Annotated in this window: 26 protein-coding genes; 15 read left to right on the forward strand and 11 right to left on the reverse strand. The window is 38.6% G+C overall.

Going from position 1 to position 26949, the window contains the following annotated elements; all coding sequences use genetic code 11:
* The first annotated feature begins 13 nt into the window (after positions 1 to 13).
* A complete protein-coding gene (gene murI / locus E4F24_RS12835; RefSeq protein WP_140939435.1) occupies positions 14 to 838 on the forward strand; it encodes a glutamate racemase in 825 nt (274 codons plus the stop codon).
* A 20-nt stretch (positions 839 to 858) separates the two neighbouring features.
* On the opposite strand, the gene E4F24_RS12840 is transcribed toward murI, so the two are convergent.
* Positions 859 to 1281, reverse strand: a complete 423-nt coding sequence (locus E4F24_RS12840; RefSeq protein WP_140939438.1) for a SufE family protein — start codon at positions 1279 to 1281, stop codon at positions 859 to 861.
* A gap of 67 nt (positions 1282 to 1348) precedes the next feature.
* On the reverse strand, positions 1349 to 2572 hold the full coding sequence (locus E4F24_RS12845) for an aminotransferase class V-fold PLP-dependent enzyme (protein WP_140939441.1): 1224 nt from the start codon (positions 2570 to 2572) through the stop codon (positions 1349 to 1351).
* Between the two features lie 269 nt (positions 2573 to 2841).
* On the opposite strand from E4F24_RS12845, the gene E4F24_RS12850 reads away from it, so the two are divergent.
* From E4F24_RS12850 to E4F24_RS12860, 3 genes are all read left to right on the forward strand, one after another.
* Complete coding sequence (locus tag E4F24_RS12850; RefSeq protein ID WP_140939443.1) at positions 2842 to 3837, forward strand: acyl-ACP desaturase; 996 nt, start codon at positions 2842 to 2844, stop codon at positions 3835 to 3837.
* A 378-nt stretch (positions 3838 to 4215) separates the two neighbouring features.
* Positions 4216 to 5538, forward strand: a complete 1323-nt coding sequence (locus E4F24_RS12855) for an NAD(P)/FAD-dependent oxidoreductase (RefSeq protein WP_140939445.1) — start codon at positions 4216 to 4218, stop codon at positions 5536 to 5538.
* Positions 5539 to 5731: 193 nt separating this feature from the next.
* Positions 5732 to 7414 (forward strand): DNA polymerase/3'-5' exonuclease PolX, encoded by a 1683-nt coding sequence (locus tag E4F24_RS12860; protein WP_140939447.1) that lies wholly within the window; start codon positions 5732 to 5734, stop codon positions 7412 to 7414.
* A 113-nt stretch (positions 7415 to 7527) separates the two neighbouring features.
* On the opposite strand, the gene fabV is transcribed toward E4F24_RS12860, so the two are convergent.
* Positions 7528 to 8727, reverse strand: coding sequence for an enoyl-ACP reductase FabV (gene fabV, locus E4F24_RS12865; RefSeq protein ID WP_140939449.1), 1200 nt, complete (start codon positions 8725 to 8727; stop codon positions 7528 to 7530).
* 362 nt (positions 8728 to 9089) lie between these two features.
* A complete protein-coding gene (locus tag E4F24_RS12870; protein ID WP_140939451.1) occupies positions 9090 to 9560 on the reverse strand; it encodes a Dps family protein in 471 nt (156 codons plus the stop codon).
* 184 nt (positions 9561 to 9744) lie between these two features.
* Here E4F24_RS12870 and E4F24_RS12875 point away from each other — a divergent pair, with 184 nt between their 5' ends.
* The 6 genes from E4F24_RS12875 to E4F24_RS12900 all read left to right on the forward strand — a co-directional run bounded on the left by E4F24_RS12875 (position 9745) and on the right by E4F24_RS12900 (position 14067).
* Entirely contained in the window at positions 9745 to 11520 is a 1776-nt protein-coding gene (locus tag E4F24_RS12875) for an RluA family pseudouridine synthase (RefSeq protein WP_140939453.1), read from the forward strand.
* A 29-nt stretch (positions 11521 to 11549) separates the two neighbouring features.
* The gene (locus E4F24_RS14045) at positions 11550 to 11789 is read left to right on the forward strand and encodes a pentapeptide repeat-containing protein (protein WP_262709001.1); all 240 of its coding nucleotides are present in this window, start codon (positions 11550 to 11552) and stop codon (positions 11787 to 11789) included.
* Positions 11790 to 11857: 68 nt separating this feature from the next.
* Positions 11858 to 12313 (forward strand): SRPBCC domain-containing protein, encoded by a 456-nt coding sequence (locus E4F24_RS12885; RefSeq protein ID WP_140939457.1) that lies wholly within the window; start codon positions 11858 to 11860, stop codon positions 12311 to 12313.
* A 136-nt stretch (positions 12314 to 12449) separates the two neighbouring features.
* The gene (locus E4F24_RS12890; RefSeq protein WP_140939459.1) at positions 12450 to 12824 is read left to right on the forward strand and encodes a MauE/DoxX family redox-associated membrane protein; all 375 of its coding nucleotides are present in this window, start codon (positions 12450 to 12452) and stop codon (positions 12822 to 12824) included.
* A 166-nt stretch (positions 12825 to 12990) separates the two neighbouring features.
* Positions 12991 to 13521: a DUF1697 domain-containing protein gene (locus E4F24_RS12895; protein WP_181182489.1), complete on the forward strand. Its 531-nt coding sequence runs from the start codon at positions 12991 to 12993 to the stop codon at positions 13519 to 13521.
* Positions 13522 to 13545: 24 nt separating this feature from the next.
* Entirely contained in the window at positions 13546 to 14067 is a 522-nt protein-coding gene (locus E4F24_RS12900) for an SRPBCC family protein (protein ID WP_140939463.1), read from the forward strand.
* 111 nt (positions 14068 to 14178) lie between these two features.
* On the opposite strand, the gene E4F24_RS12905 is transcribed toward E4F24_RS12900, so the two are convergent.
* On the reverse strand, positions 14179 to 14511 hold the full coding sequence (locus tag E4F24_RS12905; RefSeq protein WP_140939465.1) for a HopJ type III effector protein: 333 nt from the start codon (positions 14509 to 14511) through the stop codon (positions 14179 to 14181).
* A 207-nt stretch (positions 14512 to 14718) separates the two neighbouring features.
* Positions 14719 to 15387 carry a tetratricopeptide repeat protein gene (locus E4F24_RS12910; protein WP_140939467.1) on the reverse strand — a complete coding sequence of 223 codons (669 nt, stop codon included), beginning with the start codon at positions 15385 to 15387 and terminating at the stop codon, positions 14719 to 14721.
* A gap of 307 nt (positions 15388 to 15694) precedes the next feature.
* Between E4F24_RS12910 and lon the strand changes: the two genes are divergently transcribed.
* On the forward strand, positions 15695 to 18166 hold the full coding sequence (gene lon, locus E4F24_RS12915) for an endopeptidase La (protein WP_140939469.1): 2472 nt from the start codon (positions 15695 to 15697) through the stop codon (positions 18164 to 18166).
* 50 nt (positions 18167 to 18216) lie between these two features.
* On the opposite strand, the gene E4F24_RS12920 is transcribed toward lon, so the two are convergent.
* Positions 18217 to 20046, reverse strand: coding sequence for an alpha-L-fucosidase (locus E4F24_RS12920; protein ID WP_140939471.1), 1830 nt, complete (start codon positions 20044 to 20046; stop codon positions 18217 to 18219).
* 178 nt (positions 20047 to 20224) lie between these two features.
* Here E4F24_RS12920 and E4F24_RS12925 point away from each other — a divergent pair, with 178 nt between their 5' ends.
* The 4 genes from E4F24_RS12925 (at position 20225) to rimK (ending at position 23513) form a co-directional block, all read left to right on the forward strand.
* Complete coding sequence (locus E4F24_RS12925) at positions 20225 to 20725, forward strand: ribonuclease H family protein (protein ID WP_140939473.1); 501 nt, start codon at positions 20225 to 20227, stop codon at positions 20723 to 20725.
* Between the two features lie 191 nt (positions 20726 to 20916).
* Entirely contained in the window at positions 20917 to 22095 is a 1179-nt protein-coding gene (locus tag E4F24_RS12930; RefSeq protein WP_140939476.1) for an AIR synthase related protein, read from the forward strand.
* A 6-nt stretch (positions 22096 to 22101) separates the two neighbouring features.
* Positions 22102 to 22533, forward strand: coding sequence for an ATP-dependent zinc protease family protein (locus E4F24_RS12935; RefSeq protein ID WP_140939478.1), 432 nt, complete (start codon positions 22102 to 22104; stop codon positions 22531 to 22533).
* Between the two features lie 47 nt (positions 22534 to 22580).
* Positions 22581 to 23513 carry a 30S ribosomal protein S6--L-glutamate ligase gene (gene rimK / locus E4F24_RS12940; RefSeq protein ID WP_140939480.1) on the forward strand — a complete coding sequence of 311 codons (933 nt, stop codon included), beginning with the start codon at positions 22581 to 22583 and terminating at the stop codon, positions 23511 to 23513.
* Positions 23514 to 23581: 68 nt separating this feature from the next.
* Here the strand turns inward: rimK and rplT are convergent, their stop codons facing one another.
* The 4 genes from rplT to thrS form a co-directional block, all read right to left on the reverse strand.
* Positions 23582 to 23926: a 50S ribosomal protein L20 gene (rplT, locus tag E4F24_RS12945; protein ID WP_140939483.1), complete on the reverse strand. Its 345-nt coding sequence runs from the start codon at positions 23924 to 23926 to the stop codon at positions 23582 to 23584.
* A 103-nt stretch (positions 23927 to 24029) separates the two neighbouring features.
* Positions 24030 to 24230, reverse strand: coding sequence for a 50S ribosomal protein L35 (gene rpmI / locus E4F24_RS12950; RefSeq protein ID WP_136902235.1), 201 nt, complete (start codon positions 24228 to 24230; stop codon positions 24030 to 24032).
* 34 nt (positions 24231 to 24264) lie between these two features.
* The gene (infC, locus tag E4F24_RS12955) at positions 24265 to 24789 is read right to left on the reverse strand and encodes a translation initiation factor IF-3 (protein WP_394344471.1); all 525 of its coding nucleotides are present in this window, start codon (positions 24787 to 24789) and stop codon (positions 24265 to 24267) included.
* Between the two features lie 48 nt (positions 24790 to 24837).
* Positions 24838 to 26763 (reverse strand): threonine--tRNA ligase, encoded by a 1926-nt coding sequence (gene thrS, locus E4F24_RS12960; RefSeq protein WP_140939487.1) that lies wholly within the window; start codon positions 26761 to 26763, stop codon positions 24838 to 24840.
* Between the last annotated feature and the right edge of the window lie 186 nt (positions 26764 to 26949).

Raw genomic sequence — 26949 nt, forward strand, 5'->3', positions numbered from 1 at the left:
CACTTTTTTTGTTATGAACACAAGCGGTCCGATAGGTATTTTTGATTCTGGTTATGGTGGTTTGACTGTATTCAAAGAAATACATAAACAACTTCCACAATACGACTATATATATTTGGGAGATAACGCTCGTGTGCCGTATGGTACCCGATCATTCGAAACGGTATATGAGTTTACAAAAGAGTGCGTTTTCAAACTATTCGATCTGGGATGTAATTTAGTGATATTGGCCTGCAATACGGCTTCAGCAAAAGCATTACGCACGATACAACAGAAAGATCTCCCTCCGGGAAAGAAGATCTTGGGTGTAATCAGACCTACTGCCGAACGGATCGATCAATATACAAAAACCAACAAAATAGGAATCCTTGCGACACCCGGCACCGTATTATCGGAATCCTATAAAATCGAAATTCAAAAGTTTTTCCCTGACATCGCGGTGTACCAACACGCCTGTCCTTTCTGGGTTCCTTTGGTAGAAAACAATGAAATTCAAAGTGAGGGTGCGGCATATTTCGTGGAGAAGGATATTCGCGAAATACTATCACAATCGGCAGGTATTGACACATTAGTGCTCGCGTGTACACATTACCCATTACTGCTTCCTGTTATCGAGCAATACGTACCGGAAGGAGTCACCGTACTCGCCCAAGGCGAGCTTGTAGCAAACAGCCTTTCCAATTATCTCATGCGCCATCCTGAAGTCGAACAAGCGTGTAGCAAGGAAGGGAATTTAACCTTTTACACGACTGATGATGCAGCAGACTTTGCCGAGAAAGCAAGAATATTCTTTGGTGAGAAGATAGTAGCCACAACGATCAGTACGACTATCTCATAGCGACACCTATCGTTTGATAACTAGTTCTGCTTCGCCTGCAAGGCTATGGCATACAATTTCATCTGTTTAACCATTGACAGTAGTCCGTTAGCCCGAGTTGGAGACAAGTGTTCCTTAAGACCGATATTATCTATAAAATACAGATCGGTATCTACTATTTCCTTTGGCGTATGTCCAGACAACACCTTTACCATCAAGCTTACCAACCCCTTTGTAATCACGGCATCACTATCTGCGGTAAAATACAATTTACCGTCTTTCAATTCGGGGTACAGCCATACTTTTGATTGGCAACCCTTAATAATGAATTGGTCTTGCTTATATTCTTCTTTAATTAATGGCAATTCCTTTCCCAACTGAATAATATATTCGTATTTTTCCATCCAATCCTGATAGAAGGAAAAATCTTCTATTAATTCATCTTGTATTTCGTTGATCGTCATTCGTAAAAAGTAATAAGTTAAAAGTCAAAAATGATAAGGTAAAAATAAAAAGTGCCGGGCATAACGGTTATTTTAACATATTTACCGCACGTTTTACGCCTTCGACCAAACTATCCACTTCTTCTTTGGTATTATACATTGCCAGGCTTGCTCTCACTGTGCCCGATATCCGGAACTGATCCATTACGGGTTGGGCACAATGGTGACCTGTGCGTACAGCGATTCCTAATTTATCCAGGATCACTCCTACATCGTATGGATGAACACCTTCTATTACAAAAGATATGACAGAAGATTTTTGCGCAGACGTACCGATGAATTTTATACCCTCTACCTCGGCTAACCGTGTTGTTGCATAGTTCAATAATTCGTCCTCATAGGCTTTAATTTGATCTAAGCCTATTTCTTCGATATAATCAATAGCATTGGCCAGACAGATTCCGGCTTCGATATTCGGTGTACCTGCTTCAAATTTAAGCGGTAGATCATTGTATGTGGTTTTTTCAAACGTCACTTCCTTAATCATATCACCACCACCTTGGTAAGGAGGCATTGCATTCAGCCATTTTTCTTTTCCATATAATACGCCTACTCCTGTAGGTCCGTACATCTTATGTCCGGAAAACGCTAAGAAATCCACATCCAATTCCTGTACATCAATTTTTAGGTGCTGCACAGCCTGGGCGGCGTCTAACAGAACCGGCACATTACGTTCATGGGCCAACTTAATAATCTCTTTCACCGGATTAATTGTCCCTAATGCATTGGAAACATACGTAATTGATACGATTTTTGTCCTATCGGATAACAATTCCTTATAAACTTCAATATCCAGTACACCATGTTCGTCCATCGGGATCACTTTTAACTTCGCTCCCTTTTCGTCACAGAGCATTTGCCACGGAACAATATTGGAATGATGTTCCATCGCTGAAATGATAACTTCATCACCGGCATGTACAAACGCCTTTCCATAACAATTAGCGACTAGATTAATCGAATGGGTCGTCCCGTTGGTTATAATTACTTCATATTCATGCGCTGCATGAATAAACGACTGTACTTTACGACGGGCCACTTCAAACGCATCTGTTGAAATCTGGCTTAAATAATGGACTCCACGATGAATATTACTATTCATATCTGTATAATAAGATACAATAGCATCAATTACCTTAGACGGTTTCTGTGTAGTTGCGCCATTATCGAGGTATATTAAGGGCTTACCATTTACCTGTCTTTTCAGAATAGGGAAATCTGCTCTTATTTTATTAATATCGAAATTTTTCAAAGTATAATGTCCTCTTTTTAATAGATTACAAAGTTAAGGTTTATCTCATCAAAAAAAGTCAATTGGATGTATCTTTTATCGGAAGAAGGAATACGATCAATATAGAATAGCTTAGAATTCGGAGGTAATAATTCTCTGCTATTAGTGGTATTGGAATGTTGATATATGGCTTTATTTTCGGGAGAATGAACATTTCTATGTCATTTCCGATTTTTTATTGGCAAATATACCGTATTAATTAAATCGAATTTGATTACCTTTGTACTAATATGCAAGAATTACCATTAAATCTTCCAGAAGGGTCAAGAAAAGAAGTTATGGCTTATTTAGAACCGTTCATGCTGAATGAAATGAGCGAGTACCTTAAGCCGGTTGAACAGATGTGGCAACCTGCTGATTTCTTGCCCGATTCGTCGAGAGACACATTCTTCCAAGAAGTAAAAGAGTTACAGGAAAGTGCGAAAGAACTTCCGTATGACCTGGTGGCCGTGCTTATCGGTGACACAGTCACAGAAGAAGCTTTACCTACTTATGAATCATGGTTAACTATGGTAGAGGATGTCGACAAAAATGAACAGGGTGGATGGATGAAATGGGTTCGTGCCTGGACCGCAGAAGAAAACAGACACGGCGATCTTCTAAATAAATACTTGTATTTGTCTGGCCGCGTAGACATGCGACAGTTCGAAATCAGCACACAATACTTAATTAAAGATGGGTTTGATATCGGTACGGGAGCAGATCCTTACCGAAACTTTGTTTATACTTCTTTTCAGGAACTAGCCACTAACGTATCCCATCGTCGGGTAGCAGCCATTTCTAAAAAGAACGGGGATAAGTTATTGGCAAAAATGTGTGGTGTCATTGCAGCCGATGAGGCGCGCCATGCAAAGGCATACATGTCTTTTATCTCGCATGCTTTTGTAGTAGATCCAAGTGAAGTAATGTTAGCCTTTGAAGATATGATGCGCAAGAAAATTGTCATGCCGGCACATTTTTTAAAGGAAGCAGGCGAACCGCAAGGTGAGGCATTTGCACACTTCTCCGATGCTGCTCAACGACTGAATGTGTACACTGCTCTGGATTATGTAGACATTTTAAAAGAGCTTATTGCTGATTGGAAGATCGATCAAATTTCAGGTCTGAATGCGCAAGGTGAAAAAGCCAGAGATTACCTGATGCGTTTACCCGATAGACTTATTCGACTTGCAGATAGAATAAAAGTACCCGAAAAAGAATATAAATTCAAATGGATTTATGGATAAATAAAAACATTTCAACAATTTAATTTACAAATTAAATTGTTGAAATGTCAAAATTGCACCCGTTCACGACGACCCCGGGGAACAGGTCTCCTCTTTACTTACCGAAGAACTGATAAAAAAATAACGTAGAGGCTACATCCAATAAACTTCAATGAACCTTTTGGCTTGTCGATCGTAGAGGCTATGGCCTGTTACAATAAATGTGTATTTTATACACTAAGCAAAATAGCTTAAAATGGAATAATCTTTGTTTTTGAGCTATAAATACAACTTTAACACCATATTTAATACAATATTATTGAAAAATAATTACCGAAATGAAGTAATTTTTTAAGATATTTGACCGTTAATTTTTTATTAAAACTAAACAAACAATATATGTTGTTGACCCGTTCTGAGCGTTCTTTCCCTCGCGTAATTGTTATTGGTGGCGGCTTTGGTGGTGTAGAGGTAGCTCGCAAACTAAAGGATAAAGATCTGGAAGTATTATTAATAGATAGAAACAACTTTCATACGTTTCAACCGTTAATGTATCAAGTTGCTACCGGTACATTAGCCTCAGATGCGATCTCGTTTCCGATTCGGAAGATGTTTAAGTCACAACATAATTTTAGATTCCGATTAGCGGAAGTTAATCATATTGACCACAAACAGCAAGTGGTACACACTTCGGTCGGTAACTACGATTACGATTACCTGGTGATAGCTACGGGCGCTACAACAAACTTTTTCGGTAATAAAGAAGTAGAAACATATTCTTTGCCTATGAAAAGTATCAAAGAGGCTTTAAATATCAGAAGTTATGTTTTACAAAATCTGGAAGAAGCTGTATTGCGCAAAAATATGTCGGAAAGAGAGCGATACCTCAACTTTGTGGTCGTAGGTGGTGGGCCTACCGGAGTAGAGCTATCGGGAGCTATTGCCGAAATCCAGCTTCACATGTTGAAAAAAGATTACCCTGAACTCTCTGAACACGAAATGAAAGTATTTCTGATTGAGGGAACGGGAAAAATACTAGGAGCACTATCCGAAAAGTCATCACGTGACGCAGAACGATATTTAAATGAGCTGGGTGTAAAGGTGATGTTGAATACACAGGTTACAGGCTACGACGGTAATACAATTACGTTTAGCAACGGAGAAAACATCCCTACCAAAACGGTGATCTGGGGAGCTGGTGTGAAAGGACAATATCCGGAAGGGCTGAATCCGGAAATTATAGAACGTGGCAACCGGATCCGCACGAACGGAAAATGTCAGGTAGAAGGTCTGGAGAATGTATATGCTATCGGAGATGTCTCTGCAATGTTGACTCCTGAAAATCCCAGAGGTCTTCCCGGAGTAGCTCCCGTGGCACAGCAACAGGGAAAATACGTCGCCGAACACATTGTAAATTTATTATCCGGAATCGAACCTAATGCAGATTTCACTTATTTTGATAAAGGATCAATGGCTACTGTAGGGCGTAATAGAGCGGTAGTCGATATGGGTAAAATCCACATGAAGGGATTTATAGCCTGGATGACCTGGATGTTTATCCATTTGGTTTCTATATTCGGATTCCGTAACAAAGTGGTCACTTTTGTAAACTGGTCGATTAAATTCTTAACGAAAAATTCGGGCATTCGTTTAATTGTCAACAAATACCACAGACCCGATCCGATTACGATGCAAAAAGAAACGGTAGAACAAGGCTCTTAATATCATAAATCCGTCAACATCACATCTCTAAAAAAACGAATTGGGTATCCTTTACGCTATGTGCTCGCTAACCGATACCCTTATTTATATTTATTTTCAATGGTATGAATAAACTCATGATATTCGGTTCGTGAATGCAAAGCATTTTATCTAAGTTTGAATACACAAAATTTTAGATTTTACTTAAAAAAAAATGGATAACAAGTCTATAGCTAAAGTATTCAAACTTTGCGCTCAATTGATGGAATTATACAATGAAAACCCTTTTCGCACCAAAGCTATGGGGAGCGCTGCATTTAAAATCGACAAATTACCATTTTCGGCTACAGATGCTTCATTGGATCAGTTGAGTAATCAGCAAGGGATCGGAAAAAGTACAGCCGAAAAAATCAAGCAGGTTGTAACCTCGGGCACATTCCCTGACCTAGAGAATCTGCTGGAAAAGACTCCTGAGGGTATTTTGGAAATGCTTAAGATCAAAGGATTGGGACCTAAAAAAGTACAGATTGTCTGGAAAGATCTAGCGATCGAATCTGTTGGTGAATTATATTACGCTTGCAATGAGAATCGCTTAATCGAAGCCAAAGGCTTTGGATTGAAAACCCAGGAAGATATTAAGAGAGCGATCGAATTCACTATTGCTAACGAGGGATGGATACTCTATGCCAAAGCATTGCCTTCCGCTAATCAGGTTTATACACATTTAAAAAATCAACTTCCTGCTCATCGCGTTTCGTTTACCGGAGAATTTAGACGCAAATGCGAAGTGCTTACCCATATTGAACTTTTATCAGATGCTTCTGCAGACCAAATCTATAAGGCGGTTGAAAAATTGAATCACGAAATCATTTTAAATGAGGATACACATAGTATTTCATTCAAAGACGAGAACAACTTCTCCTTCGTGATTTATTTTACTTCTGAGGTTGAATTTGCTCAGGAATTAATGATAACTACCGGTTCTGAAAAGCATCTTGAATTGATCCGACAAATACAGCCTGTAATACCGGTATTAGGCTCGGAAGAAGAAATATACCAACAGTTAGGTCTACGCTACATAGAACCTGAACTCAGGGAAGGGCTTGACGAGGTTGAATTGACTAAAGCGAATCTATTGCCCACATTGATTACATTTGAAGATCTCAAAGGGACTTTACACAATCACTCTACATATAGCGATGGTGTACATACCCTTGCAGAGATGGCCCGATACTCGAAAGATGAACTCGGTCTAGCTTATTTGGGAATCTGTGACCACTCTAAAACGGCAGTTTACGCCAATGGATTATCTATTGAACGACTGGAAGAACAGTGGATAGAAATAGATCATTTGAACGAAACCTTAGCGCCGTTCAAAATATTCAAAGGTATTGAATCAGATATTCTTTCTGATGGTGCTCTGGACTATCCGGATACTGTGTTGGCAAAATTCGATTTTGTAGTAGCATCTGTACATAGCAATCTAAAAATGGAGGAATCTAAGGCCACAGCTCGATTAATAAAAGCAATTGAAAATCCATACACAACAATATTAGGACACCCTACCGGAAGACTGCTGTTATCCAGAGCGGGCTATCCGATTGATTACAAAAAGGTAATAGACGCTTGTGCAGCTAATCATGTCGTCATTGAAATCAATGCGAATCCGTTACGTCTGGATCTGGATTGGCGTTGGCACAGATACGCGCTGGACAAAGGCGTATTGTTATCTATTAATCCGGATGCGCACCGTACAGAAGGTTTGCTGGACATGCACTATGGTGTATTTGCAGCAAGAAAAGGAGGATTATCAAAAGAAAAATGCTTAAATGCGTATAGCTTAAACGATATTTCAGCACATTTCTCAGCTAAAAAATCAAAAATCAACAACACTTAGTACCGTACGTTTGTTTAGGCAGATATACATTTCATTGAAGAAAGTATTTTCAAAATATAAGTCAGCAAATTTAGGTTTGCTGACTTATATTTTGAAAATACAACATCACAGAATTAATCGATGATGCTAGGTACATTTACAACCTCATTTGTATCTGCTTCGTAATCGATCGCATCGAGATTAAAACCAAACAGGTTAAAGAAGTCCTTCCGATACCCTTTGATATCAGAAATCTCTTCTAAGTTTTCCGTAGTGGCTTGTTCCCACAATTTAGCAACCTCCTCTTGTACATCCGGACGCATTTCTAAATCATCTACACGAATACGACCTTTTTCATCCAACTGCATATCACCACCATTGTACAGGCGCTCTGCAAATAAGCGCTGCATTTGTTCTATAGTACCCTCATGGATACCTTTCTCTTTCATTACCTTATAAAGCAATGAAATATATAACGGCACCACCGGAATGGCCGAACTGGACTGTGTTACCAATGCTTTATTCACCGACACGTAAGAAACACCTCCCAGGTCTTTTAACAGTTCGTTCAATGCAGGAACCGTTCCTTCTAAATCATCTTTGGCTCGGCCTATTGTACCATTTCGATAAATCGGATATGTTAACTCAGGGCCTATATAGGAATATGCTACCGTCTTAACCCCTTCTGCCAATACCCCGGCAGCTTTTAAATCCTCAATCCAGAATTTCCAATCTTCGCCTCCCATTACGGCAACAGTATTTGTAATATCCTCCTCATTTTCTACGGGTTGAATGGATATATCAGAAACCACACCGGTATGGAAATCAACTGTTTTATTAGTAAAAGGCTGTCCAATAGGCTTTAAGACCGAAGCGTGTGCTATACCTGTTTTGGGATGAGTACGACGTGGAGATGCCAAGGAATACACGACTAAATCTACTTCCCCTAAATCTTTTTTTATCAAATCGATCGTTTGCTGTTTAATATCGTCGGAAAAGGCATCGCCATTAATACTTTTAGCATATAAACCTGCTGCTTGTGCTTCTTTTTCAAAAGCAGCGGAATTGTACCAACCTGCAGTTCCCGGCTTACCTGCAGCAGCGGGTTTTTCGAAAAATACGCCAATGGTAGCGGCGTCCGAACCAAAAGCAGCACTAATACGAGACGCTAATCCAAATCCGGTAGAGGCACCTATGACCAATACTTTTTTTGGACCACCCGTAATCTTACCTTTTGACTTTACGTATTCAACTTGATCCTTAACATGTTGCGCCGTTCCTTCGGGGTGTGACGTCAAACAAATAAATCCTCTTACACGTGGTTGTATAATCATATTCTTATATTAACAAGTTTCAAATTCTAATTTAAGGTACAAATTAAGCAATTTTTAAGGAATATACCGCAATAGCCATAGTTAATAGTTGTTCTCAAAAAAATTAACCACGGATAAAATTAAACTTTTCTACATAAAAACAGGGATATCGATTTTAATTTCAATATCCCTTAATTATATCTTACCCCTTGTGCATGATGAAATCGTAAAACGCTTTAATGTTCATGCTGAGCGAAGTCGAACCGACCTCAGGGAGCTCATCGAAGATAACCATCTGAACCGGATTGTTAGATCCCTGACTGCCGTCAGGATGACGGCTTTGAAGTAATCATGTACAGCGGGGGTTCTATCTCGTCTTTTACTTACTTAATGTGTGCCCTTAACATCCAAGCTGTCTTCTCATGTTTTCCCAGAATGCCAACTAGAAAATCTTCGGTTCCGGCATCACCTGCCTTTTCGACAGTATCGATATCTTCGCGAATGGAAATAATCAGGCTTTCAATATCATTTAACAGTTCCTTGATATAGCCCTGACTATCATTTTTACCGTATTTCATTTCGGTCAACTGTGTAAGTTCCAAGAATTGCTTCATGGTACCAATAGCAAAGTGACCAATAGAGCGGACACGTTCGGCAATCTCATCTATCAACTCTGCTAATTCTCCATAGATGGTTTCAAAAAACAGATGTTGTGCATGAAAATCCGACCCCTCCACATTCCAATGTGCATTTCTCACCTTAGTATACAGTACATTTTCGTCTGCCAGCAGTTTATTCAAAATCTGTGCTACCACAGCCCTGTCTTTTTCTTTAATTCCAATATTTGCTTTCATTGTTTTTATTTTGTGTTTTAGTTAACAGACACCTACCGGAAGGCAGGAGTCTATAATTAATAATCGTTTGTAAATACAACAACAATTTACCTTTTAAGTTTGAATTAGTACATCGCCTAACTACATTTAATTGTCATAAATTTCGGTATTCTTCCTATTTTTGTGGCACACAACAAATTATACTATGCGGTCATCACCTTCCTCTTCATGTCAAAATAAATTGTCTTTTAAAGGTGATGATACTTGTACAAGCCGTGTTTATTACGGTCCTTTTTTGAACGACAACTTATACAAGCTGCATCCTTTTACGACAGATATATCTCTTATAGAAAAACCGCAGAAATTCACTTTTCCTTTTTATTACGAACCTCACGCATTAAGCATTGTGGCAACCAAAGAGCTACAAAAATACTTAACAGAACAAGATGATTTCGTCCACAATTTTGGATTAAGTGAACGACAGGAAGGGTTGGTAATCGGGAAAATGTTTGGTGTGCTTGTGGTAGAAACTCCTTCCGGTGAAATAGGTTATCTGGCAGCCTGCTCGGGTAAACTTGCCGGCACAAATAGACATCACTATTTTGTCCCTCCTATTTTTGATATGTTGGATGAAGAGGGGTTCTTTTTGAAAGAAGAATCGACCATCAATCAGCTGAATCGAAAAATCGAAAAATTAGAAACTGGTGAAGAACTTAAATATGCGGTTGCCGATTTGGAAAAAACTAATGAGGGCGCAGTCGTCAAATTAACCAACATGCGTGTGCTACATAAGCAGAATAAAGCAGAGCGCAAACAAATACGGACACATCAGAAATCCTTATTAGCGGAAACGAAATACCAAGAAGTGGAGGCTGATCTCATAAAACAGAGCTACCGCGATCAGCATGAATATGACATACTGAAGGCGCAATGCAAATTAGATATGGAACAAGCAAAGTTAGTCGTAGATCAGCTTCAGGGGCAAATAGCAAATTTGAAAGAAATCCGAAAGCAAAAATCTGCCGCGTTACAACGCAAACTTTTTGATCAGTATCAATTCCTCAATGCTTACAAAGAGGCTAAAAATGTGTTGGGCATTTTCGAAGAGGCAAATAATATTATGCCACCTGCTGGCGCGGGCGAATGTGCCGCGCCAAAACTATTACAATACGCATATCAAAATGCTTTAAAGCCGGTATGTATGGCCGAATTTTGGTGGGGGGCATCCCCTTCTTCTGAAGTGCGCAAACATAAAAGTTTCTATCCGGCATGCCGGGGTAAATGTGAACCCATTTTGGGCCACATGTTACAGGGACTAGCCGTAGACGACAATCCGATGTTACAAAATCCGGCTATGGGTAAAGAGTTGGAAATAATATTTGAAGATGAACATCTAATCGTCATTAACAAACCTACAGAATTCTTATCGGTACCCGGCATTCATATTCAAGATAGTGTACAGCAAAGGATTCTGGCACGCTACCCCAAGATTACAGGGCCTTTAATTATTCACCGCTTAGATATGTCTACTTCGGGAATACTTGTACTCGCAAAACACAAACATGCACATCAGTTTATTCAGGATCAATTCATCCGTCATACCGTGCGAAAACGGTACACCGCCTTACTAGACGGGCTGATTACGCAAACCGCAGGAATAATTGATTTACCGTTGCGTGTAGATTTGGACGACAGGCCGCGTCAAGTCGTTTGCTACGAATACGGCAAGGCAGCACAAACTCAATTTGAGGTAGTGGGTATAGAAAACGGAAAAACACGCATACATTATTTCCCGCTTACAGGACGCACGCATCAACTACGTGTTCACTCCGCTCATCAGCTTGGTTTAAACACACCTATCGTCGGGGATGATTTATACGGAACACGAGCGGATAGACTCCACTTACATGCGGGATTTATTTCTTTTGTGCATCCGGTCTCCCGAAAAGTAATTGAATTCGAAATAGCAGATCCATTTTAATTTACTACTTTAGTTTTAAATGGATAACCATATTCCACACCTGCGAATTAAAGGAAGTCGACTTTGAACAATGTAATCTCACACAATCTATATTTGACAACTGCAATCTGCTCAATAGTAAATTTTTTCACAGTGTATTGGAAAAAGTAGACTTCAGAACTGCCTACAACTATAGCATCGACCCGGATAACAATAAACTTAAAAAAGCTAAATTCTCGTTAATCGGTCTACCGGGATTACTGGAAAAATATAATATAGACATCAGCTAGCGGAAAATGATAGGTGCAACGCAAAACCAATTGTGATATTAATTGTTATCCTTGAAATTTGAATTATCATGGGAAAACACCTTTCTGCTAAAGCTGCTATTCAAATTCAAAAACCCATCGCAGAAGTTTTTGAAGCGATCATAGATCCCGAAAAAATGTCGAATTATTTCATCTCAAAAAGTACAGGCCGACTAGACTCTTCCGGTACCGTTGAGTGGAGTTTCCCTGAGTTTGAAGGAATTTTTCCCGTTGAACCTCAAGAAATCCAACCCTTTAGTTATATTTCCTTTGACTGGAGCGGTGGTGCAGAAGACATGCTTGTTGAGATTTTTCTCGAACCACAGGAGAATAATTCGACAGTGGTACACATTAAAGAAAAGCAAATGAATGTCGACGAAGACGGTATCCAACAGGCTATAGGCCAGACCGAAGGTTGGGCTAACTTTTTAGCCTGCTTAAAAGCCTATCTGGAATACGGCATTAACCTCAGAAAAGGTGCATTTGATTTTATGAAAGAAGAGTAAATACAATATTGTATTTACCGCTTATCACACCCGTATATACCAGTAGAAAATTACACTTTAACAGATAACCACACGTTTTATATTCGAATTACAAACTAAATTTAGAACTTAGAGAAATTAATTAAATTATATACCGATGAAAATTTTTAAATACATTATTTGCATACTCTTTGGTGTCATGTTTATCAATGCAGGCCTCAATAAATTCATTATGTACATGCCTGCGCCAGAGTTGGAAGGTGAATTACTGAAAGTTAGCGAAGCAATGGCCAGCATCAAATGGCTATTGCCTTTGGTGGGGTTCATCGAAGTGCTGGGAGGACTTCTATTTATAATTCCCAAAACACGAGCGTTAGGTGCTATAATGATACTCCCTGTAATGGTAGGTGTGATCTTACAAAACGCAATATATTCACCCGCTACATTATCGATAGCAGGCATATTATTTTTGATCAATTTGTACATCCTGTTTGATGAAAGGCGCAAATATAAACCTATGATTGAAAAATAATCGCCTTTGGCGAGAGAGCTTATTGATCCCTAGAAAAAATTAAATTTATCAATAAATAGATGGTTTAGTGATGGTATCCGATTTGATTTTATTAGCAAAATGTTATAATCATTTTAAAGAAGCTAACACGGGAAATGAAATTTGCAAAATGTATAATCATAATAAAATGACGAAACATATTATATTGCTACGGGGCATTAATGTATCGGGAAAAAACAGCATTAAGATGCAAGATCTAAGACTCCTTTTGACAAATGCAGGATTTGATGAAGTCATTTCCTACATTCAAAGTGGTAATATTATTCTTTCCTCTCCTCTCGCTAAAAACGATGTAAAATCGACTATACATCATCTTATTCAGGAGAAATTGGGATTAGATATCGAAGTTTTTGTAATAACTGCTGAAGAACTGCATCAAGCACTTTTAAACAACCCTTTTCAAATGGAGCACGAACCCAATAAGTTATTCATCACATTTTTATCTGCTCAACCGAGCACCGATTTAGTAAACAAGTTGCAAGCAAAAGATCACGGACAAGAAGAATTTCAGCTCATCAATAATGTGCTATATTTTTACCTGCCGGACGGAATGGCAAAATCCAAAATGAATAATAATTATTTTGAGAAATCGTTAAAAGTAAAAGCAACAGGACGAAATTTGAATACCGTACAAAAATTAATAAGTCTCATCCAATAAATTAACTAGTAATACGAAATACACATGAAAATCTTAAAGTACATCTTATTTACACTTTTAGGACTAATTGCATTGGTATTAATTATAGCACTAATAATACCTAAGAACTTCCATGCCGGAAGTGAAATAGCTATCAACAAGCCAAGACAGGAAGTGTTTGATTACGTAAAGCTACTACGCAACCAATCGAACTACGACAATTGGTCTAGACAAGATCCCAATATTCAGCAAACTTATTCCGGAACTGACGGAACAGTAGGCTTTCGCTATGTATGGAAAAGTGATAAGGTAGGTGAAGGTGAACAAGTTATTACACGAATTGAGGAAGGACAGCAAATGGATACTGACTTGTTTTTCAACGGATCCAAAGATGTCAATAAATCCATTCTTCGTGTCGAAGAGTTGAGTCCAACACAATCCAAAGTAATTTGGGAAATTGATGGAAAGATGCCCTACCCTTTTAACATCATTGGGTTATTTTTTGACATGAACAAAGACTTCGACAAGGGTCTTCAGAACTTGAAATATATTTTAGAGAACGAATAGAATATATTTAAAAAGTATAGCAAAAAAAATCCTACAACAAGAGGTGTTCAAAAAACTCATCATATTGTTTTTTTGAACACCTCTTTTATTTTTTCCGAGATCGGCTATCAACTATTTTGCCTGTAAGGCAATTCCTTCAAACGTCACACCTTCCCACCCGTTCAATATAAACTGACGGATGTTTTGATGATCTGTAGCATCGGGAGAGGCCAATACCGCCTCTCTATGTTCGGCAAATAAAAGCAACGTATCTTCTTTTGAAAGTCCGTTTATCTGTGCGAAAGAAAAAACCTTTGCACTTCCCTGGTTTTCATTTTCAGTATTATATTGTTTGCCGTTTGTAAATGCAGTCGGCGTATGTAAATATCGTTCATCAATAAAAGCTAATACGTCCTCAAATTTTACTTCCTTATTTTTTAATCGTTGTATTAATTCCTGAGCCATAATATTGTTTTTTATGCGAATATAGTAAAGGGAACTGAAAACTCAATTCCTGTTATTTCTTTTGTCCTGTTTTCATAAAAGCAGGACTAAAAACAGAAAATATTCTTTTCCATGAATATTGTAACATAAAACAATAATTTTTGCATACAGCAAAGAAGGCGAAAAATATGTTATTTTTCGCCTTCTTTGTTCTAAACGGAGAATAACCTATTTTAAGTTATCCCTATACACTTTTGCTTTTTTTACTTCAGTTTGAATATCTTTACGGGCAGCGTCATACGTCAACACTTTTTCATAATCTACAATCGCTTTGTTATAAGCATCAGTTGCAGCCGCTTTGTTATAATTTGCGGTCTCAGAAGTTCCCTTCAAAATTCCTAAATCACGATAAGCAATAGCACGATTTTGATATAATTTAGCGTCGTTCGCATTGACGGAAATAGCTTTAGTATAATCATCGATAGCTGACGTTAATAACTGCTCTTTTTGAGCTAACGACAACTTGCTTTCTTTTGCAATGGCCAAATTGTTGTTTGCTTTTGCTTTATAATAGTATGCATTTGCATTTTTACTGTCCAGCGCAATTACTTTACCAAATGAAGCTGCTGCTTTTGTATAATCACCATTGTGAAACTGTGAATAACCCAACAGGTACAACACATTAGGGTCTTTACTTTCTGCAGGAAGGGCTTTTTCCAAATGTAAGGCCGCACTTTTAAAATCGCCATCCAACAATGCTTTTTGCCCGAGACGGACATTTGGATTGCTGTGTTCTTGTTGCTGTGCTTGAGCCGATAGCGTAGTTACTGCTAACGCTAAAGTAGCAATTCCGAGTTTTAATGTTCTTAAATGAGTACCCACAAATTTTAAATTCATATCCTTATTTTATATAGTTTCTATCTAATAGAGTAAATATGCCGGATTAAGTTTAAGCAAACAATTATTATTTATAAACATTTCCACATTATACACTGTTCCTCCAATAATCGTTACCTTTACGCCTATGAAAACAATGCCAATCTAAACTTATTTTCTGACGTTTTAGCAGTATCCAAATTAATATAGCATAAATAATACCAAATATTCAAGTTGGCATCGGACTTGCAATATAAGCAATCACAGTTTATTAAAGATTTTATACTAAACAATCTGACATCTTGTCGGATTACCAAACAATATATAGATGAGCAAATTTGACACATTCGACTTCAATCAGGCTATACCAATGATTAGCGAAGATACAGAATTCTTTCCTTTGCTAAGTCAGCAAGATGAAGACGAAATGAGTAAAGCAGATATTCCTGAAGATTTATCCATTCTTCCTCTCCGCAATACCGTGTTATTTCCCGGAGTTGTCATACCGATTACCGTAGGCAGAGATAAGTCTATCAAACTTGTAAAAGATGCCTATAAAGGAAATCGAACGATTGGCGTGGTTTCTCAAAAAGACATGAATATTGAAGACCCCGGTTTTGATCAACTGAACAAAGTCGGCACTGTAGCAAATATCATTAAGATCTTGCAAATGCCTGATGGGAATACTACAGTAATCATTCAGGGAAAGCAGCGCTTCAAACTTATAGAATTGATTCAATCGGAACCTTATATCAAAGCTAAGGTTGAACGTTTTCCGGAGGATAAACCCAAAACGAGCAGCAAAGAGTTTAAAGCCTTGATATCTTCTATCAAAGAATTAGCACTTCAAGTGATTCAACTTTCTCCCCATCTTCCTAGCGAAGCCGGTATTGCAATAAAGAACATTGAAAGTCCTACATTTTTAGTCAACTTTATATCCTCAAATTTATCTCTTGAGATGATCGACAAGCAGGATCTTTTGGAAATGAAAGATTTTGTTAAACGTGCCAAGTTATTACTGGAGTACCTGACAACTGAAATTCAGATGTTAGAGCTTAAAAATCAAATCCAGAATAAAGTCAGGATCGATTTGGATAAGCAACAACGCGATTATTACCTCAATCAACAATTGAAAACAATCCAGGAAGAATTAGGCGGGAATACCCCTGATTTAGAGATGGAAGAATTAAAAAAGAGAGCTAAAACGAAAAAATGGTCTCAGGAGTTAAAACAACATTTTAATAAAGAAAGTGAGAAGTTAGCCCGTATTAATCCGGCAGCAGCTGATTATTCGGTACAACTGAATTACTTAGAATTGCTTTTGGATCTACCTTGGGGAGAATACACGAAAGACAATTTTGATCTGAACCGTGCAATCAAGATATTGGATAAGGATCACTATGGATTAGAAAAGGTAAAACAACGTATTATAGAATACCTTGCCGTGTTGAAACTTAAAAACAACATGAAAGCCCCGATCCTTTGTTTGGTCGGCCCTCCGGGAGTGGGAAAAACTTCGCTGGGTAAATCTATCGCACGTGCACTAGGAAGAAAATATACACGTATGGCTTTGGGTGGCGTGCGTGATGAAGCTGAAATCCGTGGCCATCGTAAAACGTATATTGGTGCTATGCCCGGTCGTATCATTCAATCGCTAAAAAAAGCAGGAACTTCAAATCCTGTTTTCGTACTGGATGAAATAGATAAAATCGGTTCAGACTTTAAAGGCGATCCATCATCTGCTTTATTGGAAGTATTGGATCCGGAACAAAACACTAATTTCTATGACCATTACGTAGAGATGGAATACGATTTATCTAAAGTAATGTTCATTGCTACCGCAAATTCATTAAATTCCGTCCAACCGGCATTGCTTGATCGGATGGAAATCATAGAAGTGAACGGTTATACGATTGAAGAAAAAATAGAGATTGCCAAAAAACATCTATTACCAAAACAACGTGAAATGCACGGTTTGAACACCAAAGATGTATCATTATCTCCTAAAGTTATTGAGAAAATAATTGAGGAATATACAAGAGAATCTGGTGTACGGGGTTTGGAAAAGAAAATAGGCTCTGTAGTACGCGGTGTAGCAACCAAGATTGTTATGGAAAAACCGTATAACACAAATATATCTGCCCCTATCGTAGAAGAAATATTAGGTGCCCCGATTTTTGACAAGGACATCTATGAAAACAACGAAGTAGCAGGGGTTGTTACCGGACTAGCTTGGACATCTGTAGGTGGTGATATCTTGTTTATAGAATCTAGCTTAAGTCCGGGAAAAGGCAAATTGAGCTTAACAGGAAACTTAGGTGATGTAATGAAAGAGTCGGCAGCTATTGCAATGGCTTATCTTCGTTCGCATGCAGAAGAGTTTGGTATTGATTATAAAATATTTGACCAATGGGACGTGAATGTACACGTTCCGGCAGGAGCTACGCCTAAGGACGGCCCTTCTGCAGGTATCACCATGCTCACCGCATTGACTTCTTTATTTACACAGCGCAAAGTAAAAGAGAAATTAGCAATGACCGGAGAAATTACGCTCAGAGGAAAAGTATTGCCTGTTGGAGGGATAAAAGAAAAAATACTCGCCGCAAAACGTGCCAATATCAAGGAGATTATACTTTGTAAATCCAACAAAAAAGATATTATAGAAATAAAAGAAGACTATATTAGAGATCTTACATTCCACTACGTAAGTGAGATGTCGGAGGTCATTGAGCTGGCTTTACTCAAAAACAAAGTAAAAAATGCTAAGGAGCTAAACAGAGAAGTTGCAGAGCAGAAATAATATTTGGAAAGCCATCAAAAACTTATTTTTGATGGCTTTTCCTTTTATATTTACAAATTACTTTCTATAGCCCCTACTTCCTCACGGTATAATTCAATAGGCTTATCCAATAAAACTGCAACAACAGTAATATCCTTATCTAATCTGGATGCCGGCAGATCTATATATACGATACCCGGAATAGGCGACCAATACAATTTATTGAAAATATCATGATCTATCATTGAACCTTCACCCACAATACGGATACGCGCTATCCCACTTTTCAACCCCTTCACTGCAAGAGGTCCTGTCGGCCTACCTTCCACAAACAGATAGAGTGTCTGTTTATCTCCTGAAAGAGCTGTCGCTCCGGCGTAATGCCCGGAGGCTATACCGACCTGTGCATTGTGCAATACTTCTGCGTGTTTCAATATCCATTCCTTTACCCTTTTGTTTGCAAATTTCAAATCACTATCTATTTCACTTCCATCACTTTGTAATTTACCTTTTAATAGATTTGATCCGGCATCAGTCCATTTTACCAATGTTGAAATGGCTTTTGAAGCATCCTCCATACTTAAAATACTTTGCAGAGAAGGGACATCTTCTGCCTCATGGACACGAAATTCAGGTTTCTCATCAAACGTGATAGCAACGACCGTAACGGCGGAGTCAAAATTATCGGGGGACAACGACAGATTTAAATGATATCCATCGTATTTAGGAATAATTGTTTCAGATGTCCCTATTATCCGCACCGACTTGGGCTTCGTACGCAACCCCGTTATACGAACTTGATCTTTTACATTTTCCAAATACACAAACAACGTTTTACCATCTTTAGAAAACGCACTTTTATCTTTTAAAAAAGATGCCGTTAATCCTTCTCTTGTTCCATATACTGCTTCTTGATGTTTGGCCGTCCACCGACCCAGTTCCTTTAAGATCGCTATTTGTGGCTCCGGGATCGTTCCATCTTCTTTTGGCCCGATATCAAGCAACAGATTTCCACCCATCGAAATACATTCTACTAATGTACGAACAATCATATTTGGTGTTTTATAATGCGTATCAAAAGGTTGATATCCCCACGAATCGTTCATCGTATAACACAATTCCCAATATCTGTTCTTCGGTCTGGTAATAGGTACTCCCTGCTCCGGCGTTTCATAATCTCCAAGATGATTCAACCTGGAATTGATGATAATATCCGGATTATAAGATTTCAAAAGTGACAGGGTTTGTGGTGCTTTCCATTGTTCAGAATTATGTTCCCAATCCCCATCAAACCAAATCAGATCCGGATTGTACTTCGTAGACAATTCCTTTAATTGTGATTGATAATATTCCACAAAATCAGCCCACCGTTTCGGCTCGTCTTGCAGGTCATATCGTTTTTTAGTACGTGTATTAATATCATACCATGGGTGGCTCCAATCGGGAAGCGAATAGTATAAGCCTGTCTTTAAGTCTGTTTTCTTTAATGCAGAAATAAAGGGTGTTAATACATCCTTTTTCGCAGCAGCATCTTTGACCGTAGTAATAGCACGCTGTGCTTTGCTATCCCATAAGGATACACCATCATGATGTTTCGTTGTGATAACAGTGTACCTGGCACCGGATTGCTGAATAAGATCAATCCATTCCTCTGGTTTGTAATTGGAAGCCGTAAAACCGCCTAATTGTTTCATGTAGTTTGCATGGCTGGTGTAATTGTTAAAAAACGCCCATGATTCAGATATACCATCTACAGAATAGATACCCCAGTGAATAAATATACCAAGTTTTGCATCTTCAAACCATTCCATTTTCTTTTCAGAATTGTGCTGAGCTTGCAGATTTAACCCCGTACTGATCACCAACAACGAGAGTGCACTAAAGAATTTTCGTAGATTCATATTAAGTATGTATATAATTTGATCGGTGAAAATAATCAATTTTAAAGCAATTTCAAACTTAGACTGATTTTGTATTTACTCGGTTTACCTAACCACCGCCATTCTCCATTCCCTTTAAAATTTATTTTTAGCGGAAATATTGGTCGTCTATATTCAGATTAAGTGTATTTTTGCACGAATGATCGAATTATATACAGACGGAGCATCAAGTGGAAACCCTGGTCCTGGCGGATACGGCACGATATTACGAACGATTTATCAAGGTTCAAATCCGGAATATCAGGGTAAACTAATTGAAAAAGAGTTTTCAGGTGGTTTTAGAAAAACGACCAACAACCGTATGGAACTACTCGCCGTAATAATTGGGTTAGAAGCGCTAAAAAATATAAAACAAAACGTAACTATCTTTTCCGATTCGAAATATGTGATCGATGCAATCGAAAAAAGATGGGTATTTGGCTGGATTCAAAAAGGCTTTCAAGGAAAGAAAAACAAAGACCTTTGGATGCGGTTAATACAATCATACAAACTTCACGATGTCAAATTGATTTGGGTAAAGGGACATGCTGGTCATCCGCTAAATGAACGTTGTGATCAGTTGGCGGTAGCAGCTTCGAAAGATAAAACAAATTGGAAAATTGATTCCGTATTTGAAATGGAAGAAAAATGTAAAATATGATCAAACAATCCTTTCCTCCTGTATTACATCTTGAAGCTACTGTGCTAATTATATCAAATACCATACCTTACCAAGTAGCAGTCCGGCCAATGCACAATTTACTACAGAAAAGTTGCTGACGGCATGGTCAATTATAAGGTAATAAAAAACTATTACCAATAGTCATTCAGTTTGTTTATTTTTGCGCTAAGATGTCAGATTTAAAATACAACCAACGAGGTGTATCCGCTGGTAAAGAGGATGTACACAATGCTATAAAAAATATCGACAAAGGTCTTTATCCTCAGGCCTTTTGTAAGATCATACCTGATATATTGGGGGGAGATGAGCAATGGTGTAATATTATGCATGCAGATGGCGCGGGTACTAAGTCGTCTTTGGCCTATGTGTATTGGAAAGAGACCGGAGATGCATCGGTATGGCGCGGTATTGCACAAGACGCAATCATCATGAACATTGATGACCTTCTCTGTGTAGGTGCTATCGATAACATTTTATTGTCTTCAACGATCGGACGTAATAAAAATGTTATCCCCGGTGAAGTCATTGCCGAGATTATCAATGGAACAGAAGAAATATTAGCGGAATTGCGCGAATTAGGTATCGGTATTTATTCTACCGGTGGAGAAACTGCAGATGTTGGAGATTTGGTTCGTACAATTATTGTCGACAGCACGGTAACATGTCGGATGAAACGCGCAGATGTTATTTCTAACCATAACATAAAACCCGGAAATGTAATAGTAGGCTTAGCTTCGAATGGCCAAGCTACTTATGAAAAAGAATACAATGGAGGCATGGGTTCCAATGGGTTAACTTCTGCCCGCCACGATGTGTTTAATAAAACCGTAGCTGAAAAATATCCGGAGAGCTTTGATCCTGCTGTGCCTTATGAACTTGTATTTTCAGGGGGAAAAACCTTGACTGACAAAATAAAGGTGGAAACCGGAGAAGAGATCACCGTTGGAAAACTGGTCCTTTCTCCCACCCGTACCTATGCTCCTGTGATCAAAAAAATATTAGACAAGTACCGTAGTCAGATCGATGGTATGGTACACTGTTCGGGTGGTGCCCAAACGAAGGTACTGCATTTTATCAATGACATGCATGTCATTAAAGATAATCTGTTCCCTATCCCTCCACTGTTTGACCTGATTCAAAAACAGTCGAATACAGATTGGAAAGAGATGTACAAAGTTTTCAATATGGGGCATCGCATGGAGCTATACGTATCCGAAGAAATCGCTACCGACATCATTGCAATTTCAAACTCGTTTGGCATTCAGGCTCAAATTATCGGACGTGTCGAAGCTTCTGACAGAAAACAGGTTACGATTACGTCGTTATATGGTGAATTCACATACGAATAAATAGGTTTGAAAGCAAAAAGGATCATTGGTCGTCATGAACTCGTGGACCTGCCCGAGTTGGGCATGTATAACATCCATGCTAAAGTAGACACCGGTGCTGAAACTTCTGTTTTACATTGTGAAGATTTTGAGGTATTTGAAAAAAAAGGACACCGTTATATTACCTGTCACATTAAACCTCATTTAGACGAAGAAGAAATTTTGACATTGACATTTCCTGTACACCGCGAGCGTGTCGTAAAAAGCTCTTTCGGTCAGACAGAAACCAGACATATTTTTATCACTCAAATCAGAATGTTTGATCGCTTATTTGACATCAAGCTCTCCTTAAGAGATCGCTCTTCCATGTCCTATCCTATGTTACTGGGCAGAAACTTTATTAACCAAAAATTTCTGGTTGATGTTTCGCAAAAGTACTTGGCTAAGAATAGCCTTTAAGCAAACTTATCTTTCCCTATTTTATTACAAATTATAAACAGATCTTTGTGAAAATCGCCGTATTATCCAGAAATAAGCATTTATATTCTACCCGCCGACTTGTAGAGGCCGCATCAGCCAGAGGTCACGAATGTATCGTTATTGACCACAGCAAATGCTATGTTGGTATCCGACAAGGGCAACCAAGTATACACTACAAAGGTCATGATATAGCCGATATAGATGCTATTATCCCTCGTATCGGAGCTTCAGTTACATTTTATGGGTCAGCCATTGTAAGACAATTTGAAGTAATGAATGTCATCTCTGCCAATCCAAGCCAAGCCATCACACGCTCCAGAGATAAGCTGCGTTGTATGCAAATCCTTTCCGGTGCAGGACTCGGACTTCCTATCACCGGTTTCGCTCGCACAGCTTCGGATGTTGATGATTTAATTAGTATGGTAGGTGGAACCCCTTTGGTCATCAAGCTTTTAGAGGGAACTCAGGGTGTCGGTGTGGTACTAGCCGAGACGAAAAAGGCCGCCTCTTCTGTAATTGAAGCTTTTTATGGTTTGGGAAATAACATCCTCATTCAGGAGTACATCAAAGAAGCCAAAGGCAGTGATATTCGTGCTTTCGTAGTAGACGGTAAGGTTGTCGGCGCTATGAAACGTACCGCTAAAGAAGGGGAATTTCGTTCAAATCTACACCGAGGTGGGACAGCAGAAGTCGTTAAATTAACACGAAAAGAACGTGAAACAGCGGTTGCCGCAGCAAAGGCGATGGGCTTAACTGTTGCCGGGGTAGATATGTTGCCTTCAGATAGAGGTCCATTAATTCTAGAGGTCAACTCTTCACCGGGTTTAGAAGGGATTGAAACAGCCACACACAAAGACATCGCTAGCGAAATCATAAAATATCTGGAAAGACAATATGAAGTAAAACAGCTGTTAAAGCCAATCGTGAAACGCAAGATCAAGAAAGAAAGCAAATTATAGTTTATAAAAAAAGGAACCCAAATGGGTCCCTTTTTTTATATCTAACAAATTGATTGCGGATTAAAACTCTATTTTACTGCGTCTATAACTGCTTTGAAAGCATCTGGATTGTTTAAAGCTAAATCAGCCAAAACTTTACGGTTTAAGCCAATATTTTTAGCACTTAATTTACCAATCAACTGAGAATATGAAATTCCGTGTTGACGGGCTCCAGCATTAATACGTTGAATCCATAAAGCTCTAAACTCGCGTTTTTTGGTTTTACGGTCGCGGTAAGCGTACTGTAAACCTTTTTCTACTGTATTTTTAGCAATAGTATATACTTTGCTACGTGAACCGAAATAGCCTTTAGCTAATTTCATGATTCTTTTTCTTCTTCTTCTCGAAGCTACTGCGTTAACCGAACGTGGCATAATTTTTAAATTTTAGTTTGGTACAAGGTGTTACGTTTTTCAGCAATCTTACTACCCGATACCCGGTTAAAAAAATGTTATTAATAAATAATGATGATAAAACTTATTTACCGATACCTAGCATACGTTTTACGTTACCTGTATCACCATCAGAAACATAACTGGTTGTTGTTAAGTTACGTTTTTGTTTGGTAGTTTTCTTAGTCAAGATGTGGCTTTTGTAAGCGTTCTTTCTTGCAATTTTACCTGTTCCAGTCAATTTGAAGCGTTTTTTCGCGCTGGAATTGGTTTTTACTTTTGGCATAATACTTAAATTTTATATCAATCTGTTAGATTTTCTATTTTTTAACAGCCTTTGGAGCTAGGGTCAAGAACATACGCTTACCTTCTAATTTTGGCAGCAATTCTACTTTACCACAATCCTCTAAAGCCTGTGCAAATCGAAGCAATAAGATCTCGCCTTGTTCTTTAAATACAATAGCACGACCTTTAAAATGTACGTATGCACGTACTTTCTCTCCTGCTTCCAAAAAGCGGATGGCATGTTTTAATTTAAATTCAAAATCATGCTCACTGGTATTAGGTCCGAAACGGATCTCCTTAATGACAGTTTGCTTTGCGTTTGCTTTGATTTCTTTTTGCTTCTTCTTTTGTTCGTAAATGAATTTACTGTAATCAATTATTTTACAAACCGGCGGAACAGCATTTGGCGAAATCTCCACTAAATCAAGCTCCAACTCATCGGCTAATTCCAATGCTTTTCGCGTAGGGAAAACCCCTTGTTCCACATTATCTCCCACTAAACGCACCTCTGGCACGCGAATATGTTCGTTAATGCGGTGATCTGGTTCTTTCTTTCTCATTGGTGGTCTTGGACCACTCGGTCTTTTTAATGCCAAATGTTTAAAAATTTAAACGGTTATTTCTTTAATTAATACTTCTCTAAACTCGTCAGAGGTCATTGAACCCAAATCTACTGACCCATGCTTACGAACAGAAACTGTGCCGCTTTCCATCTCCTTTTCCCCTACAATCAACATATAAGGCATTTTTTTAACTTCAGCGTCACGAATCTTACGACCAACCTTCTCGTCACGAAGGTCAATCAGACCGCGAATATCGGAATTATTTAGCGATTCTAAAAGTTTTTGTGCATAATCTTCATATTTTTCTGATACAGGCAGGATGATAAATTGCTCTGGCGCAAGCCATAATGGAAATTGTCCTGCACAATGTTCGATCAATACCGCTACAAAACGTTCTAATGAGCCAAAGGGAGCACGATGAATCATAACAGGGCGGTGTTTTTGATTATCGCTACCGGTATACTCCAATTCAAAACGCTCAGGCAAATTGTAATCTACCTGAATGGTACCCAACTGCCATTTACGTCCCAAAGCATCCTTGACCATAAAGTCTAGTTTAGGACCATAGAATGCCGCTTCACCGTATTCAACGACTGTACTTAATCCCTTTTCAGCAGCTGCCTCAATAATTGCATTCTCTGCTAAAGCCCAATTTTCGTCTGTACCGATATATTTCGTTCTATTCTCCGCATCACGTAACGATACTTGTGCCGTATAATCTTCAAAACCCAAGGCCCCAAAAACATACAATACCAAATCGATTACTTTTTTAAATTCTTCCTTCACCTGGTCCGGACGGCAAAATAAATGGGCATCGTCTTGTGTAAATCCACGTACACGAGTTAAGCCGTGTAATTCACCCGATTGCTCATAACGATATACTGTACCAAATTCAGCAAAGCGAACCGGCAGCTCCTTATACGACCGAGGTTTTGTTTTATAAATCTCACAGTGATGTGGGCAGTTCATCGGTTTCAAGAAGAATTCTTCTCCCTCTACAGGTGTATGAATAGGTTGAAACGCATCCGCACCATACTTCTCGTAATGACCGGAAGTAATGTATAATTGTTTGTTTCCGATATGCGGTGTAATCACTGGTTCATAGCCCGCTTTTAACTGCGCTTTTTGTAAAAAATCCTGTAATTTTTGGCGAAGAGCTGTCCCCTTTGGCAACCAAAGTGGCAAACCTGCTCCCACTTTTTCAGAGAAAGCAAACAATTCCAATTCTTTCCCCAATTTACGGTGATCTCGCTTCTTGGCCTCTTCTATAAATTTCAAATACTCTGAAAGTTCAGAAGCTTTAGGAAAAGTGACCCCATAGATACGGGTCAATTGTTTGCGGGTTTCATCCCCCCTCCAATATGCTCCGGCTACATTCGTAAGCTTTATTGCTTTTATAAATCCTGTATTGGGGATATGTGGACCGCGACACAAATCTGTAAAATTCCCTTGCGAATAAAATGTAATCTTTCCGTCTTCCAGATCTTTGATGAGATCCAGCTTATACTCATCTCCTTTTTCAGTGAAATAAGATAACGCATCTGTTTTGGAAACGGCTTTACGCTCAAAAACTTCTTTTTGCTTCGCTAATTCCAACATCTTATCTTCAATCTGCTTGAAGTCATCTGAAGAAAATTCACGATCACCAAAATCTACATCGTAGTAAAAACCGGTTTCGATAGAGGGACCAATCCCGAATTTAACACCAGGGTAAAGAGATTCTAAAGCCTCGGCTAATAAATGAGCTGAGGAATGCCAAAAGGTTGATTTACCTTTATCATCATTCCATGTCAATAATTTTACGCCAGCGTCTTCTTCAATAGCACGAGAGGCATCCCAAACCTCACCATTTACTTCTGCTGCTAACACATTTCTTGCTAAACCTTCGGAGATAGAAAGGGCTACCTGCAGAGCAGTAGTACCTTTTTCATACTGACGTACCGAGCCGTCAGGGAGTGTAATGTTAATCATGAACAACTATGATTTTAAATTATTTAAAGTTAAAGAAACGCTTGAAATCAGTATGCACAATTATACTGTTAACGATCAAGCGACCCTATGAATTGACAGGTTACAAAGGTATCTATTATTTAGCAGGATAGAAAGCGAAATAACATCTAATCTTTAGATTTTCTTACATCTCAAATCTAAACAGTA

The organism is Sphingobacterium lumbrici, assembly GCF_006476045.1.
In the GTDB taxonomy this organism is placed as follows: Bacteria; Bacteroidota; Bacteroidia; order Sphingobacteriales; family Sphingobacteriaceae; genus Sphingobacterium; species Sphingobacterium lumbrici.

Coding starts and splice junctions, on each gene's coding strand:
- rplT (WP_140939483.1), bottom strand. CDS start 23,926: ATGCCACGTTCGGTTAACGCAGTAGCTTCGAGAAGAAGAAGAAAAAGA.
- E4F24_RS12870 (WP_140939451.1), bottom strand. CDS start 9,560: ATGAAAGCAAATATTGGAATTAAAGAAAAAGACAGGGCTGTGGTAGCA.
- E4F24_RS12850 (WP_140939443.1), top strand. CDS start 2,842: ATGCAAGAATTACCATTAAATCTTCCAGAAGGGTCAAGAAAAGAAGTT.
- infC (WP_394344471.1), bottom strand. CDS start 24,789: ATGAGAAAGAAAGAACCAGATCACCGCATTAACGAACATATTCGCGTG.
- E4F24_RS12840 (WP_140939438.1), bottom strand. CDS start 1,281: ATGACGATCAACGAAATACAAGATGAATTAATAGAAGATTTTTCCTTC.
- E4F24_RS12875 (WP_140939453.1), top strand. CDS start 9,745: ATGCGGTCATCACCTTCCTCTTCATGTCAAAATAAATTGTCTTTTAAA.
- rpmI (WP_136902235.1), bottom strand. CDS start 24,230: ATGCCAAAAGTAAAAACCAATTCCAGCGCGAAAAAACGCTTCAAATTG.
- thrS (WP_140939487.1), bottom strand. CDS start 26,763: ATGATTAACATTACACTCCCTGACGGCTCGGTACGTCAGTATGAAAAA.
- E4F24_RS12910 (WP_140939467.1), bottom strand. CDS start 15,387: ATGAATTTAAAATTTGTGGGTACTCATTTAAGAACATTAAAACTCGGA.
- E4F24_RS12925 (WP_140939473.1), top strand. CDS start 20,225: ATGATCGAATTATATACAGACGGAGCATCAAGTGGAAACCCTGGTCCT.
- lon (WP_140939469.1), top strand. CDS start 15,695: ATGAGCAAATTTGACACATTCGACTTCAATCAGGCTATACCAATGATT.
- fabV (WP_140939449.1), bottom strand. CDS start 8,727: ATGATTATACAACCACGTGTAAGAGGATTTATTTGTTTGACGTCACAC.
- E4F24_RS12885 (WP_140939457.1), top strand. CDS start 11,858: ATGGGAAAACACCTTTCTGCTAAAGCTGCTATTCAAATTCAAAAACCC.
- E4F24_RS12895 (WP_181182489.1), top strand. CDS start 12,991: ATGACGAAACATATTATATTGCTACGGGGCATTAATGTATCGGGAAAA.
- E4F24_RS12860 (WP_140939447.1), top strand. CDS start 5,732: ATGGATAACAAGTCTATAGCTAAAGTATTCAAACTTTGCGCTCAATTG.
- E4F24_RS12890 (WP_140939459.1), top strand. CDS start 12,450: ATGAAAATTTTTAAATACATTATTTGCATACTCTTTGGTGTCATGTTT.
- E4F24_RS12855 (WP_140939445.1), top strand. CDS start 4,216: ATGTTGTTGACCCGTTCTGAGCGTTCTTTCCCTCGCGTAATTGTTATT.
- E4F24_RS12920 (WP_140939471.1), bottom strand. CDS start 20,046: ATGAATCTACGAAAATTCTTTAGTGCACTCTCGTTGTTGGTGATCAGT.
- murI (WP_140939435.1), top strand. CDS start 14: ATGAACACAAGCGGTCCGATAGGTATTTTTGATTCTGGTTATGGTGGT.
- E4F24_RS12930 (WP_140939476.1), top strand. CDS start 20,917: ATGTCAGATTTAAAATACAACCAACGAGGTGTATCCGCTGGTAAAGAG.
- E4F24_RS12905 (WP_140939465.1), bottom strand. CDS start 14,511: ATGGCTCAGGAATTAATACAACGATTAAAAAATAAGGAAGTAAAATTT.
- E4F24_RS12900 (WP_140939463.1), top strand. CDS start 13,546: ATGAAAATCTTAAAGTACATCTTATTTACACTTTTAGGACTAATTGCA.